Source organism: Psychrobacter sp. Ps3, assembly GCF_022129275.1.
Classification (GTDB): domain Bacteria; phylum Pseudomonadota; class Gammaproteobacteria; order Pseudomonadales; family Moraxellaceae; genus Psychrobacter; species Psychrobacter submarinus.
In genome coordinates, this window is record NZ_JADQAL010000017.1 from 1 (window position 1) to 18,589 (window position 18,589).

15 protein-coding genes are annotated in these 18,589 nt (G+C 45.2%); 9 read left to right on the top strand and 6 right to left on the bottom strand.

What is annotated here, in order from left to right:
• Window positions 1-183: 183 nt before the first annotated feature.
• The 3 genes from I3248_RS06960 to I3248_RS06970 all read right to left on the bottom strand — a co-directional run bounded on the left by I3248_RS06960 (window position 184) and on the right by I3248_RS06970 (window position 3,487).
• Complete coding sequence (locus I3248_RS06960; RefSeq protein ID WP_238063084.1) at window positions 184-702, bottom strand: helix-turn-helix domain-containing protein; 519 nt, start codon at window positions 700-702, stop codon at window positions 184-186.
• An 85-nt stretch (window positions 703-787) separates the two neighbouring features.
• Window positions 788-1,624, bottom strand: a complete 837-nt coding sequence (locus I3248_RS06965; RefSeq protein ID WP_238063085.1) for a Cof-type HAD-IIB family hydrolase — start codon at window positions 1,622-1,624, stop codon at window positions 788-790.
• A 339-nt stretch (window positions 1,625-1,963) separates the two neighbouring features.
• Window positions 1,964-3,487, bottom strand: a complete 1,524-nt coding sequence (locus tag I3248_RS06970) for a cryptochrome/photolyase family protein (protein WP_238063086.1) — start codon at window positions 3,485-3,487, stop codon at window positions 1,964-1,966.
• Window positions 3,488-3,701: 214 nt separating this feature from the next.
• Here I3248_RS06970 and I3248_RS06975 point away from each other — a divergent pair, with 214 nt between their 5' ends.
• From I3248_RS06975 to I3248_RS06985, 3 genes are all read left to right on the top strand, one after another.
• The gene (locus I3248_RS06975) at window positions 3,702-4,301 is read left to right on the top strand and encodes a hemerythrin domain-containing protein (protein WP_238063087.1); all 600 of its coding nucleotides are present in this window, start codon (window positions 3,702-3,704) and stop codon (window positions 4,299-4,301) included.
• A gap of 309 nt (window positions 4,302-4,610) precedes the next feature.
• On the top strand, window positions 4,611-5,147 hold the full coding sequence (locus I3248_RS06980; RefSeq protein WP_238063088.1) for a transposase: 537 nt from the start codon (window positions 4,611-4,613) through the stop codon (window positions 5,145-5,147).
• Window positions 5,148-5,286: 139 nt separating this feature from the next.
• Window positions 5,287-5,613, top strand: a complete 327-nt coding sequence (locus I3248_RS06985; RefSeq protein WP_238063089.1) for a hypothetical protein — start codon at window positions 5,287-5,289, stop codon at window positions 5,611-5,613.
• A gap of 89 nt (window positions 5,614-5,702) precedes the next feature.
• Here I3248_RS06985 and parC read toward each other — a convergent pair whose 3' ends face one another.
• Window positions 5,703-7,991 carry a DNA topoisomerase IV subunit A gene (parC, locus tag I3248_RS06990; RefSeq protein WP_238063090.1) on the bottom strand — a complete coding sequence of 763 codons (2,289 nt, stop codon included), beginning with the start codon at window positions 7,989-7,991 and terminating at the stop codon, window positions 5,703-5,705.
• Window positions 7,992-8,357: 366 nt separating this feature from the next.
• Between parC and I3248_RS06995 the strand changes: the two genes are divergently transcribed.
• The 6 genes from I3248_RS06995 (at window position 8,358) to I3248_RS07020 (ending at window position 16,749) form a co-directional block, all read left to right on the top strand.
• On the top strand, window positions 8,358-10,151 hold the full coding sequence (locus I3248_RS06995; protein WP_238063091.1) for a VWA domain-containing protein: 1,794 nt from the start codon (window positions 8,358-8,360) through the stop codon (window positions 10,149-10,151).
• A gap of 302 nt (window positions 10,152-10,453) precedes the next feature.
• Window positions 10,454-12,181 (top strand): AMP-binding protein, encoded by a 1,728-nt coding sequence (locus I3248_RS07000; RefSeq protein ID WP_238063092.1) that lies wholly within the window; start codon window positions 10,454-10,456, stop codon window positions 12,179-12,181.
• 284 nt (window positions 12,182-12,465) lie between these two features.
• Entirely contained in the window at window positions 12,466-14,217 is a 1,752-nt protein-coding gene (locus I3248_RS07005) for an AMP-binding protein (protein ID WP_238063093.1), read from the top strand.
• Window positions 14,218-14,377: 160 nt separating this feature from the next.
• The gene (rph, locus tag I3248_RS07010) at window positions 14,378-15,094 is read left to right on the top strand and encodes a ribonuclease PH (protein ID WP_025644883.1); all 717 of its coding nucleotides are present in this window, start codon (window positions 14,378-14,380) and stop codon (window positions 15,092-15,094) included.
• Window positions 15,095-15,356: 262 nt separating this feature from the next.
• Window positions 15,357-15,854 carry a hypothetical protein gene (locus I3248_RS07015; protein WP_238063094.1) on the top strand — a complete coding sequence of 166 codons (498 nt, stop codon included), beginning with the start codon at window positions 15,357-15,359 and terminating at the stop codon, window positions 15,852-15,854.
• Window positions 15,855-16,011: 157 nt separating this feature from the next.
• The gene (locus I3248_RS07020; RefSeq protein ID WP_238063095.1) at window positions 16,012-16,749 is read left to right on the top strand and encodes a hypothetical protein; all 738 of its coding nucleotides are present in this window, start codon (window positions 16,012-16,014) and stop codon (window positions 16,747-16,749) included.
• 100 nt (window positions 16,750-16,849) lie between these two features.
• Here I3248_RS07020 and hemJ read toward each other — a convergent pair whose 3' ends face one another.
• Together hemJ and bioB are read right to left on the bottom strand one after the other, a co-directional pair.
• Window positions 16,850-17,284: a protoporphyrinogen oxidase HemJ gene (gene hemJ, locus I3248_RS07025; protein WP_238063096.1), complete on the bottom strand. Its 435-nt coding sequence runs from the start codon at window positions 17,282-17,284 to the stop codon at window positions 16,850-16,852.
• Between the two features lie 77 nt (window positions 17,285-17,361).
• Window positions 17,362-18,543: a biotin synthase BioB gene (gene bioB, locus I3248_RS07030; RefSeq protein ID WP_269117155.1), complete on the bottom strand. Its 1,182-nt coding sequence runs from the start codon at window positions 18,541-18,543 to the stop codon at window positions 17,362-17,364.
• Between the last annotated feature and the right edge of the window lie 46 nt (window positions 18,544-18,589).

Genomic DNA, 18,589 nt, shown 5'->3' on the forward strand with positions numbered 1-18,589 from the left:
GCTTTAGCGCTGCCGTTATCCTGCGATAGCCGTACCTGCCTTTATGCTGGTGATATAGCGTGGCAATACGCTGTTTTAAGTCAGCATGCTTATCTTTATCACCAAGCTTTGCTCTATGATAGTAAAAAACGCTTTTAGGCATCTTGGCGATGTCTAGCAAAGCTGATAAAGGATAGTCTTGCCTTAGTTCTTCGATGAGCCTTGCTTTCTCAAAGCTTGTTCCTTTTGCTTTAACAAGGCATCCAGCTTTTTTAGGTAGGCGTTCTCCGCACGTAGGTATTCATTCTCACGCTTCAATTCTGCTAAGCTCTTTTCTTCATCTGGCTTGTCTGTGATAAAGGGTTTACTCATGGCGGTTCTACCTTTAGGTTTAGATGTTAGTCCAGACATACCTTGTTGCCGATACGCTTTGTGCCAGTGGCTAATTAATGCCGGTGAGCTGATGTTATACCTTAACGCAACTTCCAATTGACTTAAGCCTTGGCTAAGCATCGTTGTAAGCACTTTGTGTTTAAACTCGCGACTATAGTAGGCTTTGCTGGTCTTTGGCTTTATAGCATCAATACCACCGCTTTGATATTGCTTAACCCATTTGATGACTATCTTATTATCTAGGTTAAATTCCTCAGCTGTAGCACGACCAGTATGTCCTTGCATATAGTATGCGATGACTTGAAGCTTATAGTCTAGATTATAACGCATAAAAATACCCCATAAGTTGTGTCCAACTTATGGGGGTCGGTTCAGTTATGGCAAGGGTTTTTTTAGTACTCACTATCTATGGTACTTATGAAGTAACCTTTAGCGCCAAGCGCTCAAGCACCGACTGAATCCCGCGCTCCTCAATAGTGCCCGTGACAAAGTCTGCGCGCTCAATTAAGGCAGGTTGTGCATCTCCCATAGCGACGGCAAAGCCCACCAAATCGAACATCTCTAAATCATTAAAACCATCACCAAACGCCATGCAGTCTTGAGCGTCCACACCATAATACGCGCAAACATCGAGGATACCACGCGCTTTTGATGCATCTATCGGCAAGATATCCGCGCCCGTATTGTGCCAATGCACCAGCTTGAGATCATCCTTAGCAAAGTCCACCTCTTGCATTTTTTCCTGTTGGTTATTAAAGAACACTGAGCATTGATAGACTTCATTGGTTTGATAATAATTAGGATCGACGATAGAGTTCGGCGTGCGCGCATTAAATTCGCGCAGGCGCTCGTTTTCACCCGACCATGAAATATGCGTCGCCGAATCAAACTTGTGGATGAGATTGCTCGCTTGGCACAGATGAACGATTTTTGCGGTTTGCTGATCGGTCAGCGGATAGTGACTGATTCTGCCACTTTTATCGAAGCTGTATTGACCGTTCATACAGATAATCGCGTCTAGTACATCAGCTTCAAGTAGCGCTAAAATGTCAGGCGGCAATATGGCTTTAGAGCGGCCGGTTGAGATGACAAGTTTGATATCGCTATCCGCTAGCGCCTCTAGTGTCGCTTGATTGGTTTTATCGATAATGCCCGCGCGGCTCAAAGTATCATCAATATCGAAGAAGATGATTTTTGGCGTTGGGATTTTACTGGTTGCCTGTGCGCCGCTGGTCTTAAATTCGGTAAACATAGTTATCCTTGTCCTACTTAAATTTGCGTTCTTTTAAACTTTTTTATCTAGGGCGTGTTGAACATTCGACCATGGCACTGACAGAGACTATTTTTTAGTCGATTTGCAGATAAAAATGGTAAGTTTAGTCGTTCTAAGCGTCTATTTTTATCAATAAAGCGGCAAAAAATAGTCCTGTCCCTGTTGTTGTAGTTAGGGCTGATGCTAAAATCGCCCTAGTCGTTGCGACTGTTTAAATAAAATCAGCTAGCCAATGCAATAAGCATTACCTGCAATTTTAACGACGACTAGAACTATTTTAGCGATCAGCAGTGCGCATTTGTGAATGTTCAACACGCCCTAATTACCTTTGTCTAATAGCGCTAAAAACTCATTGGCATTTTTTAAGTGCTGTTTTTGCTGGTCGTTATCCATCTTATCCCACATCGATAGTAGCATGCCGATACGCGGATTTTTCTCAAAAAAGTCACGGTGCACATACATAAAGCGCCAAAACAGCCCGTCCCATATCGCTGCCCACTCAATCAGCTCGCCTTTGGACTTGATCTGATAATTGCTCATTTTATTAATATAGTTACTACCGCTAATATAAGGTTTCGTCGCCATCAGGCCACCATCAGCAAACTGACTCATGCCATAGACATTAGGCACCATCACCCAATCATAGCTATCGATAAATAGCTCCATAAACCACTGATAGACCTCGTCAGGATCAAACTCACAGAGCAGCATAAAATTGCCAAACACCATCAAGCGCTCAATATGATGCGCGTATCCCGTTTTCAGCACTTTTTTAATCGTGGTATCAATCGGTACAATTCCGGTATCGCCCGTATAAAAGCTCTTTGGTATCTTACGGGTAAAGCCCCAAAAGTTACTCGTGCGCTGCTTACGTCCGATAGACTCATAGAGTCCATACATAAACTCGCGCCAACCAATAATCTGACGGATAAAACCCTCTAAAGAGTTCAGCGGAATCTCGTATTCTTCGCTGACCTCCAGCGTGCGCGTTACCACTTGCTCAGGGGTGAGCAGTCCGGTGTTGAGCATCGGCGTCAAGATACTATGATGCAAAATATGCTCGTCAGCAACGATAGCGTCCTCGTATTTGCCAAAGTCTTTAAAGCGTATCGCTAAAAAGTCCTCAAGCCATTCTTCTGCCTCATCATGCGTAGTCGGATAACGAAAGTCAGCATTGGCCTCGCCATAATGCTCGCTAAAGTTATCTTTGACATACCCTAGCGCTTCCTCGTAACGCTCAGTTAACTTAGGAAACTTGATTGCAGGCGGCGTCTGTTTGCGCGGGTATTTTTTGCGATTATCCTCATCGAATGACCACTGTCCACCAATCGGCTCTTCTTCGTCATCAATCAGAATCTTTTCACGTTTGCGCTGCTCCATATAGAAGTCGTGATGAAACAGACGATTATCGCGAAAAAACTCACAATACACAGGCAAAGGGTTTAAGAACATCGGCGTCGGCGACACATCAAACTCGATATCAGCGTCCAATATCGCCTGTTGCACGTGCATGCGTAGCCAGTCATCGACTAAGTCAATACAGTAAATTTTTTTGATGGATTGATCATTATCTGGTTCATCCTTGTGACTTATAAAGCTCGCAATCAGCTTGCGGCAATCGCTATGCTCATGTACTGAATCTACATAGTGCACCGTCTTACCCGCATCTTTTAACGTCTGCTCGTAGGCCTTCATACTCGCGCGGTGCAGCACTAGCTTTTGCTTATGAAACGGATACTGAGTAAAGTATAAATCCTCCTCAATGAGGTAGCACACGTCCTGCCAAAGCGAGGTATCAGCAAACAGTTGATGCGGAAAGATAAGGCTAATACATTTACTCATAAGTTAAGCCTACTTTGATAAATTCCGTTTATTATAAAGGAGCGATTGCAGCTTTGTCAGGGTGGATTATGTTATTTATCAGGCGTCTATACAGCGCTTATCGCTTTATTGTTATCGATATTAGAAAGGTGTTTTGCTCAGCTAACCCTATCAATCAAAGAGTAAAATTACCATATAACTCAGTATCGACCCCATAATAAATTAGGATAACTCAATGACCTTATCTGCCAATAATAAGACAAGTCAGCAGGCTTTAGACGATGATCTATTTAGTCTGGCTCCAAGGCATCCTGATAGCCGCTTGGAGGCGGATTGGTTGTTTTTATACAATAAGCTGCCGCCCGATCAATGGTTTGGCGCGGACTACGCTTATAAGACCTCAGGTTGGCTTAAGGTGCATACCAATATACGCAAACGCCAACGTATATTGATGCAAATTAGTGACGCCTATATCAGCGGCGAGTTTGACTGGAGCGAGTACCGCTCACAAATATTGAAACGCATCAATATGCATGTGCTCAAACTGCATCAGCACCACGAGGTAGAGGATGAAGGGTTTTTCCCAGAGTTTGTCAGCATGTACCCCAAGCTCGCACCTGCCTTTGAGATATTAGGCCATGATCATGAGTATCTCAATGAGCTGCTCGATAAGTTACAAATTCAAAATGATCAGCTGGCGAGAAGTGAGATAGAGGATAAAGCGCTGGCTGAAGAGCTACATAAAACGCTAGTAGCCGTGACCGATTTACTGCAGCAACATCTCACTGATGAAGAGGATTTGGTGATTCCGATTTTGGGGTTACGGCAGGGATAGGGGTTGATTTTCGGCGGTGAAAATTATCCTTAGTAGCTTTTCCCGCCTTACGCTTGTATCTGCTTACCCGCGCGAGGCGAGGGCTACGGTTTGGGGTGTCTCCTGCTCTGCGAGCCACCCCAAAACCTAGCCCTCACAACTCGCCCAGCTCAGCAGGATACCGCTACAGTCGGGGCTAGCGGTGAGCTTATAATTTTTTTGATAGTGGTCGTAGTTGGGTTTTGATACATTGGTTTAGAATGAAATTCTTTGTAGGCTGGGCTTTTAGCCCAGCATTTAAATGCTTTAAACACTCTATAGGCGCAATCCATGCGAACTTATATCAGAGATAAGACAAAAGGGGGCACCTACTTTCTGACCGTGAATCTAGCAAATCGTAAAAGTAAGCTGCTGACAAAGCACATCAATGAGTTTCGTCATGCTTATCAACTGACTAAACAAAACCACGATTTTGAACTTCATGCCATGATATTGCTACCTGATCATATACATATGCTTATTACTTTAGCAGATACTAGCGATAATTACGCTGTGATCATCGCCAGTATCAAAACGCATTTTTCTCGTCGAATTACAAAATCTGCAAGTGAAACCATAAATCAGTCTCGGATAAGAAGCAGAGAGCGAGGTATTTGGCAGAGGCGGTTTTGGGAGCATAGAATTAGAGATGAATTAGATTACCAGCGCCATATGGATTACATTCATTACAATGCGGTGAAACATGGTTATGTAATGCAACCGATGGATTGGACGTATTCGACATTTCAAAAATGTGTGGAAGAGGGTGTTTATATGCTAGATTGGGGTGCGACAGGTGTTGATGTGATTGAAGTTGATTATGATTGATTGTTGATTTGAGAGTTATTTTTTTGGCATAGTTTTGCTGGGCTAAAAGCCCAGCCTACGGTTGCTAAAGTAAAATTTGGTGCTTTATTATCTAGTCTTATATAATAAGAAATTATTATGAATATTATAAGGAAAGAAAATGAGAGCAGTCGAGATTAGATTGAGAGTGGTACTTAATAGTAGATTAGATGAGGGTTTCTTTGAAAATAAAACTGAAAGACTTGAAAAAGCAACAGATTGTGCTATCACAAGCTTGCAAAGTGTTTTTAGTGATATTGACGAAAATGTTGAAGTAGTTCGTAGTGAAATAGATGGTAATATCGTAAATTTAAAAATTAATATAAACTGTGATTGTAATTCATCTATAAGTGATTCGGAAAAACTAGAATTAATTAGGTCAAGCTTTAAAGATGGAGAGAATAAATATCATGACGAGTTTTTAATAGTAGATTATGACGATATATAGTCTATGCTTAATAACATTTTAGAATGTCTTAATAAATTGTACCGTAAATTTTTACTTACGATACAATTTATTAAGTTGAAGTAATTTAATCAACCAACCTCAACCGAACTCACATTCTGAAAGCCTCTTGGCAACTGACCACCGCGATTACCACGCGTGCCGGTATAATTCGCTAAATCCATCGGCTTTAAGGTCACATGACGCTTACCCGCGGTAATGACTAAGCTATCTTGCAAGCTTAGCGGCGTAATCGCTAATACCTCTTCATCGCCCTTGAGCGTGATCAGCTTATTGCCTTTACCGCGCGCTTGTTCTGGCAAATCATCGAGCGCAAAAATCAATAAATAGCCAGCATTCGTCACCACCGCGACATGATCAGGAGTGACTTTTTCTGCGTTATCTTCACTACTCGTTGCATTAGCGTCGATACGGGCTACTGGCAACAGCTGACTGTCAGCCGCTAAGTTGATAATTTTCTTGCCCGCCTTTTGATTGCTATCAAGATTAGCTAGCGTATTGATAAAGCCATAGCCGTTAGAGCTGGCGAGGATGATACGCTGATCGTCGCTACCCGTGAGTAGCTGCTCAAAGCTTGCGCCTGCGGGTGGTTTGAGTACGCTGGTGAGTGGATCACCTTGACCACGCGCCGAGGCGAGGTTGTGCGCGTCAATACTATAGCTACGGCCTGTGCTATCGAGCACGTAGATTTTCTCATTTGATTTACCGCGCACATACGCTTGATAGGCGTCACCTGAGCGATAGCTCATGCCTTGAGGATCGACCTCGTGACCTTTTGCCGCGCGTATCCAGCCCGCTTTGGAGAGTATCGCGGTGATCGGCTCGCTTGGTATCAGATCCGACTCTTTAAGCGCTTGGGCTTCATCGCGCTCCATCAGTGGCGACATACGCTCGTTACCGTGCTCTTTCATATCCGCTGTCAGCTCATCAATCATTAGACGAGTTAAGCTCTCAGGATTATCGAGATACTCTTGTAGTTTGGCGCGTTCTGCTTTGAGTTCGTCTTGCTCACTACGTAGCTCAATCTCCTCTAATTTTGCCAACTGACGCAAGCGAATGTCCAAGATAGCATTGGCTTGGATCTCGCTGAGATCATAATCTTGCATCAAAGTTGCTTTAGGATCGTCCTCTTCACGGATAATGCGAATTACTTCATCAATGTGCAGATATGCGATGAGTAAGCCTGCCAAGATATGCAAGCGCTTATCGATTTTATCTAAGCGAAACTGCACGCGGCGGGTGACTACTGAGCGGCGACTCACTAACCATTCTTCTAAGATTTCTTTTAAGTTTTTGACCTGCGGCTTACCGTTTAGGCCAATCATATTCATATTGACGCGGTAATTACTCTCAAGATCGGTACTAGCGAATAGATGACTCATCACCCGCTCGACATCGACGCGGGTTGATTTGAGCTCAAGCACAATGCGGCAAGGGTTTTCGTGATCAGACTCATCGTGGATATCGACGACCCAAGGCAGTTTTTTATCCGTCATTAAGCGGGCGATTTGCTCTTGTATTTTATTGCCTGAGACTTGATAGGGCAGCGCATCGATAATGACGAGGTTTTTTTCTTTGGGATCGATATGGAAGGTCGCACGCATCTTATAGCTACCGCGTCCGCTTTCATACATCGCCTGCAAGTCTTTTTTACTGGTGATGATTTCAGCATTCGTTGGTAGATCAGGCGCGGGTATGGATTGCGTCAATTGCTTAACCGAGAGATCTGGATTTTTGAGCAAGCGAATAGCCGCTCGCACCACTTCGTTTAAGTTGTGCGGCGGAATATCGGTGGCCATACCGACGGCGATACCTGTCGTGCCATTTAACAAGATATTAGGCAGACGCGCAGGCAAGGTCACAGGCTCTTGCAAGGAGCCATCGAAGTTATCCTGCCAGTCAACCGTACCTTGGCCTAGCTCAGCAAGGAGCGTATTGGCATAAGCGGACATTTTGGCTTCGGTATAGCGCATGGCGGCAAAGGCTTTGGGGTCATCAGGACTACCCCAGTTGCCTTGGCCGGTGATCAGCGGATAGCGATAACTAAATGGCTGCGCCATCAGCACCATCGCTTCATAACAAGCGCTATCACCGTGCGGATGGTATTTACCGAGCACGTCACCGACGGTACGCGCCGACTTTTTGGGTTTTGCGCTCGCTTTGAGTCCCAGCTCGCTCATCGCATAGACGATACGGCGCTGCACCGGTTTGAGACCGTCAGCGATATTGGGCAGGGCGCGATCCATGATGACGTACATCGCGTAGTTGAGATAGGCTTGTTCAGTGAATTCAGCTACAGAGCGGCTGTCCATCGGCTCACTCGCTAATAGGGTAGGATCATTATCTATAATATCAGGCATAAATTAAGGTTCGCTTGTTAACAATACTTTTAATAGGTTTAAAAATAATCGGTTCAAAAAGGGGTGGTATCAATCAATGTTAAAGCCAATACAGGCATAATATAGCTGTTGACTGCGTTTAAAGAATGTCTCAAACAAAGGGTTAGTGTGATAATACTGCTATCGTAAAGCAAATACTAAGAATTAAAAAGACTTATAGGCGATTAGACGACAGTTCATGACGCCTTGTTGTTTTATACCTTGTCATTTTATACATTATTGTTTTGCAGGTTGTTATTTTAAAGACAGCGCCGCTTTATATAGCTTTTAGTAAATGAGTTCAGTAGTATAAATAAAGGCTTATCCCTAATCACAAGGATGTTATTTATGTCACCTTTTTATCACCATCGCTTGCGCTCACACACCGTGACCACGAAGACTTTAGCAGTCAGTATTTTAGCAGCTTTAAGCCTAAGCGCTTGTAGCTCACAGCAAAGCGTCATGACGGCTAGCGACAATAGTAGCCGTGTCATAGAAAGCGAAGCTGGATTAATTGAAGCACCAGTTGTCGTATCAGCGCCAGTGGCCCAAAACAGTAAAAGGTCGCAAGTGCCAAGTCCATCTATAAACCGCGCCAATACACTTTATGATATCTCCTCAGGGCCAGCGGTTATTAGGCCTGCGCCTATCGTCGTGGTAGAGCCAGCCGGTGATAACTATCAAAAAAACATCGCCAATCCCATCAACCGTACCTTAGACAATCCGGTAGCGACTTTATCCATCGATACTGACACCGGTAGCTATAGTAATGTGCGCCGCTATCTCAACGAAGGTCAGCTGCCGCCTGCCGACGCGGTCAGAGTCGAGGAGATGATCAATTATTTTCCTTATGATTTCTCCAATAGCCAGCGTTTAGGGCAAGCGCCGTTTGTAGTGGAGACTGAGATTGTCGACTCGCCTTGGGATAGGGTCGATCAGGCCAATCAAATTCTCAAAGTCGGTATCAAGGCCATCGATCCGGCCCAGTACACTCGTAGCGCCAGAGCGCAGCTACCAGCAGCCAACCTAGTGTTTTTGGTCGATGTCTCAGGCTCTATGAGATCCTCCGATAAATTAACGTTGGCCAAAGCCACGTTAAACTTACTCGCCAAGCAGCTGCGGGCGCAGGATACTATCAGTATTGTCACTTATTCAGGCAGCACCCGAGTGGCACTTGCGCCGACTAGTGGTAGCGAAACGGCGACGATTCAAGCAGCGGTGAATAGCCTAAAGGCGGCAGGCTCGACCAATGGTGAGGACGCGCTAAAACTGGCTTATGAGCAGGCGAGCAAAACTTTAAAAGAGGGTAGTATCAATCGTATCCTTATGCTGACTGATGGCGATTTTAATGTCGGCATCAGCGACGTCGATGAGATGATGGATTTGGTCAAAGCCAATCGCGATCGCGGTATCTCCTTATCGACTTTAGGCTTTGGTCGCGGCAATCTCAATGACTATATGATGGAGCAAATCGCTGATAACGGTAATGGCAATTATAGCTATATCGATAGCTTAAGCGAGGCCAAAAAAGTACTTGATGATGAGCTAAATGCGACTTTTAATACGGTTGCAAGTGATGTCAAAATTCAGCTAGAGTTCAACCCAGCGCACGTCGATGAATGGCGCTTGATTGGCTACGAGAATCGTCTACTAGCTGAGCAAGACTTCAATAACGATAAGGTTGATGCTGGCGAGTTAGGCGCGGGCAAGGCTGTAGTCGCGCTATTTGAAATCACACCTAGAGGTGAGAAGGGCGCAATTGCTCCGCGCCGTTATGCTGATAATACCCAAGCTTTAGCGAATAACAGTAATAATAAGGAGCTGGGCTTCCTCAAGATTCGCTACAAGGCCACCCCGCAAGCCTCCTCAAAGTTGCTTGAGCTGCCAATTACTACAGTTAATAAAAGAGTCTCCTTAATGAGCGCGCACCCTGATACTCAGTTTGCGGTAGCAGTAGCAAGCTTTGGACAGCGTTTGCAACAAAGCCCATATATCAATGATTGGCAATATAGTGATAGTACTCAGCTTGCCAACCAAAGTCTCAGCTATCAGACCGTTGACGATGCTAATGGTTTACGCCGCGGCTTTGTCGAATTAACACAGCTTGCTGAAGCGCTACAACCGGTAATTAATAAACAATAGTAGTTAAAATAGAGACAATAACTGCTAAAAAATAGCGTCATTGCTAGATAACAGATTTTAAGAACAGTGATTTGAGAAACTTTAGTTGGCTAGATAGTGACGCTTAAACCATTAATGTATCAGACAGGCTTTTGTCGCTCATGAATACTTTTGCTTTAAAATAGTAACCGTCAAGTCATTTTGCACACGCAAGTAACATTCTTTTGTATTGAGTAGTCTATACAAAGTGTGTATGTTAAGGGTTACGCGGGTGCCCGATCAATTATTTTACCCTTTACTATATTATTAGGAGCAAGAAGATTATGGAAAATCAAGTAAACCCAACCCGTAATAACAACCCAGTTTGGCTAAAAACGTATGAAGAGCTTGGGCTCACTTATGATATCAATATGCCGCCCGAAAACAGCTCACTTATCGATATCTTTGAAAAGAGCTTCGCTGAATTTAGTAATAGAACCGCTTTTATTTGCATGGGCGCGTCGATTAGCTTCCAAGAAGTAGACGAATATAGCAAGCAAGTCGCTGTTTATCTGCAGTCGTTAGGACTAACAAAAGGCGATAAAGTAGCGGTTATGATGCCGAATATCTTACAGCTACCCGTGACGGTCATTGGCGTGCTGCGCGCAGGTCTCACCTTAGTCAACGTCAACCCTCTATATACCACCTCAGAGCTTGAGCATCAGCTGACAGATTCAGATGCCAAAGCACTGATTATGGTCGAAAACTTTGCCAAAACGTACCAAGATATCGGCCGTGATGTCGTCGACAATGTCGTCATCACCGGTATGGGCGATATGATGGGTACGCTCAAAGGCTTTATGGTCAATACTGTCGTACGTCACGTCAAAAAAATGGTCCCTGACTACAATATCAGTAATAGCGTTAGCTTCAAAAACATGCTGAAAAAGAGTCCAGCCCGTAAGTATAAGCGTCCAGACGATATTACCCTTAACGATATTGCCGTTCTACAATATACCGGCGGTACCACTGGAGTTGCTAAAGGCGCTATGCTCACGCACAAAAACTTAATTGCCAACTTAGTACAAAGTAATACCTTCTTAGGCAGTGCCTTTGATGAATTCGATAAGCGCGGCGAGCAGCCTGTCATTATGACTGCCCTGCCGCTGTATCATATTTTCTCGTTTACTGTCTGCGGTATGTTCGGGATTTATCGTGGTTGTATTGGTCTATTAGTACCAAACCCGCGCGACTTAGACAGCCTGATGAAAGCTTATGAAGCCAATCCGCCTTCGTTCTTCCCAGCGGTCAATACTTTATTTAACGCGCTTGCCATCAATGAGAAGTTCAAAGCGATGGATCATAGCAAGCTGCTTGTCTCTATGGGCGGCGGTATGGCAGTACTCAGCTCAACTGCTGAAAAATGGCGTCAAGTGACCGGCAATATTATCTTGCAAGGTTATGGTCTGTCTGAGACCTCGCCGGTATCAACGGCGAATCCGATCAACAGTACCACTTTTACTGGAACTATCGGCGTGCCTATGCCAGGGACTGAGATTGCTATCATTGATGATGAGGGCAATGAGGTCGCGCTAGGCGAGCGCGGTGAGATTGGGGTACGTGGTCCGCAGGTGATGAAAGGCTACTGGCAGCGTAAAGAAGCTACCGCTGAGGTCATGACTGATGATGGTTATTTCTTAACGGGTGATATCGGTATCATGGATGAGGATGGTTATGTGACTATCGTGGATCGTAAAAAGAACATGATCTTAGTCTCAGGCTTTAACGTTTATCCGACCGAAGTCGAAGAGGTGATGTCCGGTCATCCCAAAATCGTTGAGTGCGGCGTCATCGGTATCAACAATGGCGAGAGCGGTGAGGTGCCGAAGATCTTTGTGGTGCGTCAAGATGAGAGCCTAACCAAAGAAGAAGTACTAAAATACAGTCAAGATAACCTGACGGGCTACAAGCGTCCACGTTATGTTGAGTTCATCGATGAACTACCAAAATCAAACGTCGGTAAAATCTTGCATAAAGATCTGCGCGATATGGAAGCTAAAAACAACGCTTAAGCTAAAGGTAGCTGGCGAGTGATAAGCGGCTAGTGATGGCAGCTTAAAAACCACAGATACTGAATATCTGATATCAAAAGACAGAGATAAGGTAGCTATAAGCTGCCTTATCTTTTTTCGTGGCATTTTTCTTTGTGTCACAGGGTCTTGCTTAGCAATAGAGAATTTTTAGCAAAAATGCTATAGTCGCTAGCACTAGAATCCAGTAATTTTACTAAATAAAGAGTGCTTTTTGACAATGACATTCTAAATATCCCCTTAAATTGAATCATTTAGGACCACTTATGACTGAGAATAACAAGACTTCATCGCCTGCCATCCAAAATGAGTTTCCAACGATACCGGACATCCCAAGCGATAGACCTTGGCTCAATGCTTATGAGCGTTATGGCATTGACGCTACTATCGATATGCCAAAAGACGATACGTCGCTGCTTGATGTTTTTGAGCGCAACTTTCGCCGCTATGGCAAAAAAACCGCTTATATCTGTATGGGTGCGTCGATCAGCTACAAGCAGCTTGATCTCTATAGTCGTCAGATTGCCAGTTATTTGCAGTCGCTTGGTCTCCAAAAAGGCGATAAAGTCGGCGTGATGATGCCTAATATTTTGCAGTATCCTATAGTGGCTCTTGGTATCATTCGCGCAGGCATGACCTTAGTCAACGTCAATCCTCTTTATACTAGCCGCGAGCTGTCGCATCAGTTGCATGACAGCGGCGCTAAAGCGTTATTTATCGTTGAAAACTTCGCGAAAACTTATCAAGAAGCGGAGGATAAAGGTCAGGTTGAGCACGTTATCGTCTGTAAATTGGGTGATATGTTAGGCACGCTAAAGGGTACAGTAGTCAATCTAGTCGCCCGTCATATCAAAAAAATGATCCCTTCTTACAATCTGCCCAACAGCACCTCATTTAAGCAAGCGCTAAATTCGGTATCTGCCAGCAAATATCAGCGTCCTAAGCTCAATCTCAGCGATGTGGCGCTGCTGCAATATACCGGCGGTACAACAGGCGTGGCCAAAGGCGCAATGCTATCGCACGGCAACTTAGTCGCCAACATGCTACAGATCAGCGTCCTTATGAATAGCGCTTTTGAGGATGATGCCAATAGCGATGATGTGATTTTGACCGCGCTGCCGCTGTATCATGTGTTCTCCTTTATGGTTTGCGGCATGTACGGTATGTATCAAGGCTACACAGGCTTACTGATTCCTAATCCGCGTGATCTTGATGGCTTGATCAAAGAGATGGATAAATATAAGCCTTCGTTTATTCCTGCCGTCAACACTTTATTCAACGGTCTTGTGCATCACGATGATTTTGCAAAATTGGATTTCTCTAATCTAAAAGCGGCTATCGGTGGCGGCATGTCGGTACTACCAAGCGTCGCTAAAGAGTGGCATAAGGTCACAGGTTTACCTATTGTAGAAGGCTATGGTCTGTCCGAAACCTCGCCAGTAGTGGCTTTTAACCCGATGACTATTGCCAAATTCACTGGCAAAATTGGTATTCCGGCTTCAAACACTGATGTTGTGCTTATCGATGAGGATGATAATGAAGTGGCAATTGGTGAGCGCGGGGAAATCTGCGTAAAGGGCCCGCAAGTGATGATAGGCTACCAAAACCGTCCTGATGAAACCGCAGATACTTTCACTGACAGCGGTTATCTTAAAACTGGCGACATCGGTATTATGGATGAAAAAGGCTTTATCAAAATTGTCGATCGCAAAAAAGATATGATATTAGTCTCAGGATTTAACGTCTATCCGAACGAGATTGAAGAGGCGATGAGCGAGCATGCAGCGGTAAAAGAAGTCGGCGCTATCGGTGTGCCAAATGACGAGCGCGGCGAAGACCCAAAAATCTTTGTCGTCAAAAAAGGCGATGTCACCGAACAAGAGCTTATCGATTTTGGTAAAAAACAACTGACCGGCTACAAGCGTCCTCGTCATGTACAGTTCGTTGATGAACTGCCGAAATCTAACGTCGGTAAAATCTTACGTAAAGAACTACGTAAAATGGAAGGTTTAGAATAAACAATAGGGGTTAGTGCTGAGTATTTATAACACCCAAAGTGCTTATACCAGCGTATGGCGCTGCGTCAATCTTGCTATTGGCGCGCTGCCACGTTAGGATATCTTCTATATTTTACAAGGGCTTTTATAACCTTGTTCCAACTCTACCTTAGGATACTATATGCGTAATGACAACCGTGAGCTTGATCAACTTCGTCCAATCAGCTTTGAGCGTCACTATACCAAACATGCTGAAGGCTCGGTGTTGGTTAGCTTTGGCGATACCAAAGTGCTTTGTACTGCCAGTGTCGAATCCGGCGTACCGCGTTGGCTAAAAGGTAAAGGCAAAGGCTGGGTCACTGCCGAATATGGCATGCTGCCACGCGCGACCAATACCCGTAACCAGCGCGAAGCGGCTCGCGGCAAACAGTCTGGTCGCACCCAAGAGATTCAGCGTCTAATTGGCCGTAGCCTGCGCGCGATGATCGATCTGAGTAAATTAGGTGAGAATACCATCTATCTTGATTGTGATGTGCTGCAGGCAGATGGCGGCACGCGTACTGCTAGTGTCACAGGCGCTGCAGTTGCGCTGATTGATGCGTTAGAGAGCTTGCAGAAAACCAAAAAGCTCAAAGCCGATCCGCTGATTGGTTTGGTCGCTGCAGTGTCAGTCGGTATGAAAGACGGTCAAGCTTATCTAGATCTCAATTATGAAGAGGACTCTAATTGCGATACCGATTTGAACGTGGTGATGACGCAAAAAGGTGAGTTTATTGAGCTACAAGGCACTGCTGAGGATAAGCCATTTACCCGCGCGCAGGCTGATGATATGTTGGCACTAGCCGAAAAAGGCATCAGCGAGCTAGTCGACTTACAAAAAACAGCGTTAGGCTGGTAAGGTATTTAATTAGCTAGAGGGTTATGCTAGGGCGTGTCCCTAATTCAAGCGTTTATGACTAAATGGGCTAAAAATGGCTAAATCTTTGGCAAACGGTGTCAAATAGCTGGTCAATATCTTGATATTACCTGCGCTATTTTCCTTGTTTGCCTGCGATTTATCTCATTTTTATCACCATTTTTGAAATAGGGACACGCCCTAATGATCTTCTAGCTACGGGCCAAATACGAGTTGTTTTATTATTCTGTGACAGGTTGTCTCTATGCTTAAGTTGACTGATAATGGTGCGAAGATTAGCTTACAAGGACAGCCGCCTACCGGCGATAATGGGCTATTTTGGTTTGGCTCAGCACTGTTGGTTGGCGCAGTTGGCGTGGCGATGGCGATGAGCCTACTGCCTGAACGCCTCTCTATCGGCGCGTTGGCTTTGCTTATTATCGGTAGTTTTTTCTTTAACAGGCAACGTCAGCAGCGCAAAAAACAGCTCAGCGGCGTCATCAGCAGTGGCGTGTTATGGGTGCGCGCAGGCGAGTTGGTCCATGATAGCAACGGCAAGCGCGACTCTATTCAGCTCAGCGAAGGGGACAAAGTCACGCTATTTGGTGAGCAAATCCAGATCTTAGATGCTGATGATAACCGTAAATACCATATCAGCGGCTTTGACAGTGTACAAGAAGCGAAGGCGGCGCAAGCAATATTGCAAGGTCAAGCGCTGAGCAAACGCCATGTCAATATTAAAATGCAGGACAGCGCTGATTAAAGCACTACTCTTCGCTTGATATGAGCTACTATCTAATTTTTAATACCTTTTGTCATCTAATTCGTGCTGATAATGCTTGCAGCTTCCTAGCTAAATGGTTTATAACTTATAACTGATATCAAAGTTTGATAGTTACTATTTTGCTAGGGAGTCGGTCATGTCGGGTTTGTCTATGAGCGCAAAGCTGCGTTTGGGTAATCAGTCGCTTTTAACAGCGGGGATGCTTGTCTTTATGGCGCAAGCTCACGCGGACAGTATGAGCGCCCTTATCGCCCAAAAATCAGCACAGGCTAATCTCCGCTATACGCCCTCGTATTCAGCAGCACCCGCTGCTACAGTGAGCACTCGCTCTACTATAAAACGTGCGCGTCCTCACACAGCTAGTCGCTCTACTAGTTATTCTTATCCGCAGCCATTCTATCAGCCGCCACAAGTCTTGCCGGCATTTTTATCCGGCAGTTATGATAACGTCGATAGCCAATATTTACCGATACTTAGCCAAGCGGAAAGCCAAAGCAGCACGGCCGCGCGCGAGGTCATCAGTACCGCACGCACTATGGCGCTCAATGAGCGCGCCATCATTCAAGGCGGCTGCTGGGACTACTTAGATGCGGTGTTTAAGCGGGCAGGGGTGACTCGCGATACCGTCCATAAAGGCATCTATCGACAAGGCCCGTATGCTGCGAGTCACGAGATACAAGCAGGAGATTGGCTGTATTACATTAATCATGGCTATAACGGCGTCGAGCACAGCGGCCTGTTTGTCGGCTGGGTCGATGAGTCCGCTAAGCAAGCGCTGATGCTCAGCTATGCCGGTGAAAACCGCCGCGAGCCTGCGCGTTATAAGGTTTATGACCTCAGTAACGTCTATCAGATTATGCGTCCAACCATATAGCTTAGTTAGACTATAATCACCTCTAATGATCAGACATAAAAAATCGTCCGCAACTTATAAGTTGCGGACGATTTTTAAATAATAGCCGTGAGCTAGCGTGCTAAAAGGGCTTGACCACTACTAAGATAACAATAATCACTAAGCCAAGGACAGGCACTTCATTGAATCCGCGCCAAAACTTGTGGCTTTTGTATTGCGGCTCATCAACAAGTTTTTTACGATAAAAACCGCAAGCGCCGTGATAGGCTGAGAGTAGAATCACTAGTAGTATTTTGACATGCAGCCAGCCTTGGGTTTTGTAGACCTCCCAGCCTAGTCCCACCATCCATAGACCAAATATCCAAGTGGCGATCATCGAGGGGGTCATAATACCGCGATATAGCTTGCGCTCCATTATCACAAAGCGATCTTGGCTGATGTTGTCCTCACTCATCGCATGATAAACAAACAAGCGCGGTAAGTAGAATATCGCAGCAAACCAGCACACCATAGAGATGATATGCGCCGCTTTAATCCAGTTAAAATAATCTGCCATAACTTACTCTCTAAACCTTTTTGTTAATGCTCTGATGTCTGATGCTTTATGCTGATGTTTACTAATGTTAAAGCGGCTTACTCAGTGAGTAACACCTCGGAGCGCTGACCGCTCGCCGCATCTAAAACAGCGACGACTTTTGGCGCTCTAGGCGCTGCTATCTGCGCAGTTAAGCCCAGCTCTTGCATCAATCGGTTGTCATTGGCTTGACTGGCGTTACCTGTGGTTAATAGCTTATCACCATAAAAAAACGAATTGGCGCCCGCCATAAACGCCAATGCTTGCTCGCTATCTGATAAGCTCTCACGTCCCGCTGATAGCCGCACGTAGCTCTTCGGACAGCAGATACGCGTCACCGCAATCGTACGAATCCACTCCAGTACGGGCAGCTCGCCCTCGCTTAATACCTTGTCACCGAGCGGTGTACCTTTAATAGGCACTAATAAATTGACCGGGATAGATTCCGGCGCTTTTGGCATCTTGAGCAGCTCATGTACCCAGTCGATCCTATCGTCACGGCTCTCACCCATACCGACGATGTTACCACTACAGACATGAATGCCTGAATTACGCACATGATCGATAGTCTCTAGTCTGTCATCATAGCTGCGGGTAGTGACGACTTGATCGTAGTAACTTCTAGAAGTATCGAGGTTATGATTGTAGTAATCAAGCCCCGCATCAGCTAATTGGCTCGCCTGATCTGAATCGAGCATACCCAGAGTCATACAAGTCTCAAGCCCTAACGCTTTGACCTCTTTTATAAGCTCTATCACGTAGGGCATATCTTTTTGACTAGGGTGCTTCCAAGCCGCTCCCATACAGAACCTTGATGATCCGCTAGCTTTGGCGCGTTTGGCAGCGGCAAGCACTTTATCTACTGCTAAGCGTTTTTCGGCTTGCAGTTGGGTCTTGTCACGGTGATGACCTGACTGCGAGCAATAGCCACAGTCCTCAGGACAATTGCCGGTCTTAATAGACAGTAGCGTGCTAATTTGCACCTCATTGGCAGTGAAGTTCTCTCTATGGATACTCTGCGCTTGAAGCAGTAAATCCATAAATGGCAAGTCAAATAGCGCTGCTATCTCGGCACGGCTGCGCTTTTGAACAGAAAAACGAGCCTGATTTTGGGTCGCGTCGGTTGCCAGATCAGCAGCGGTTTTAGCCGAGTGTACAGAAGTAGCCGGGACAAAACCGTTGATGTCATCTGCTTTATCATTAACCGAAGTAGGTTCTGAGATACTAAGTAATCCTGCCATCATTAATCCTTTAATTTACATGGAACGTTAGCCTCTAAAATTAGGC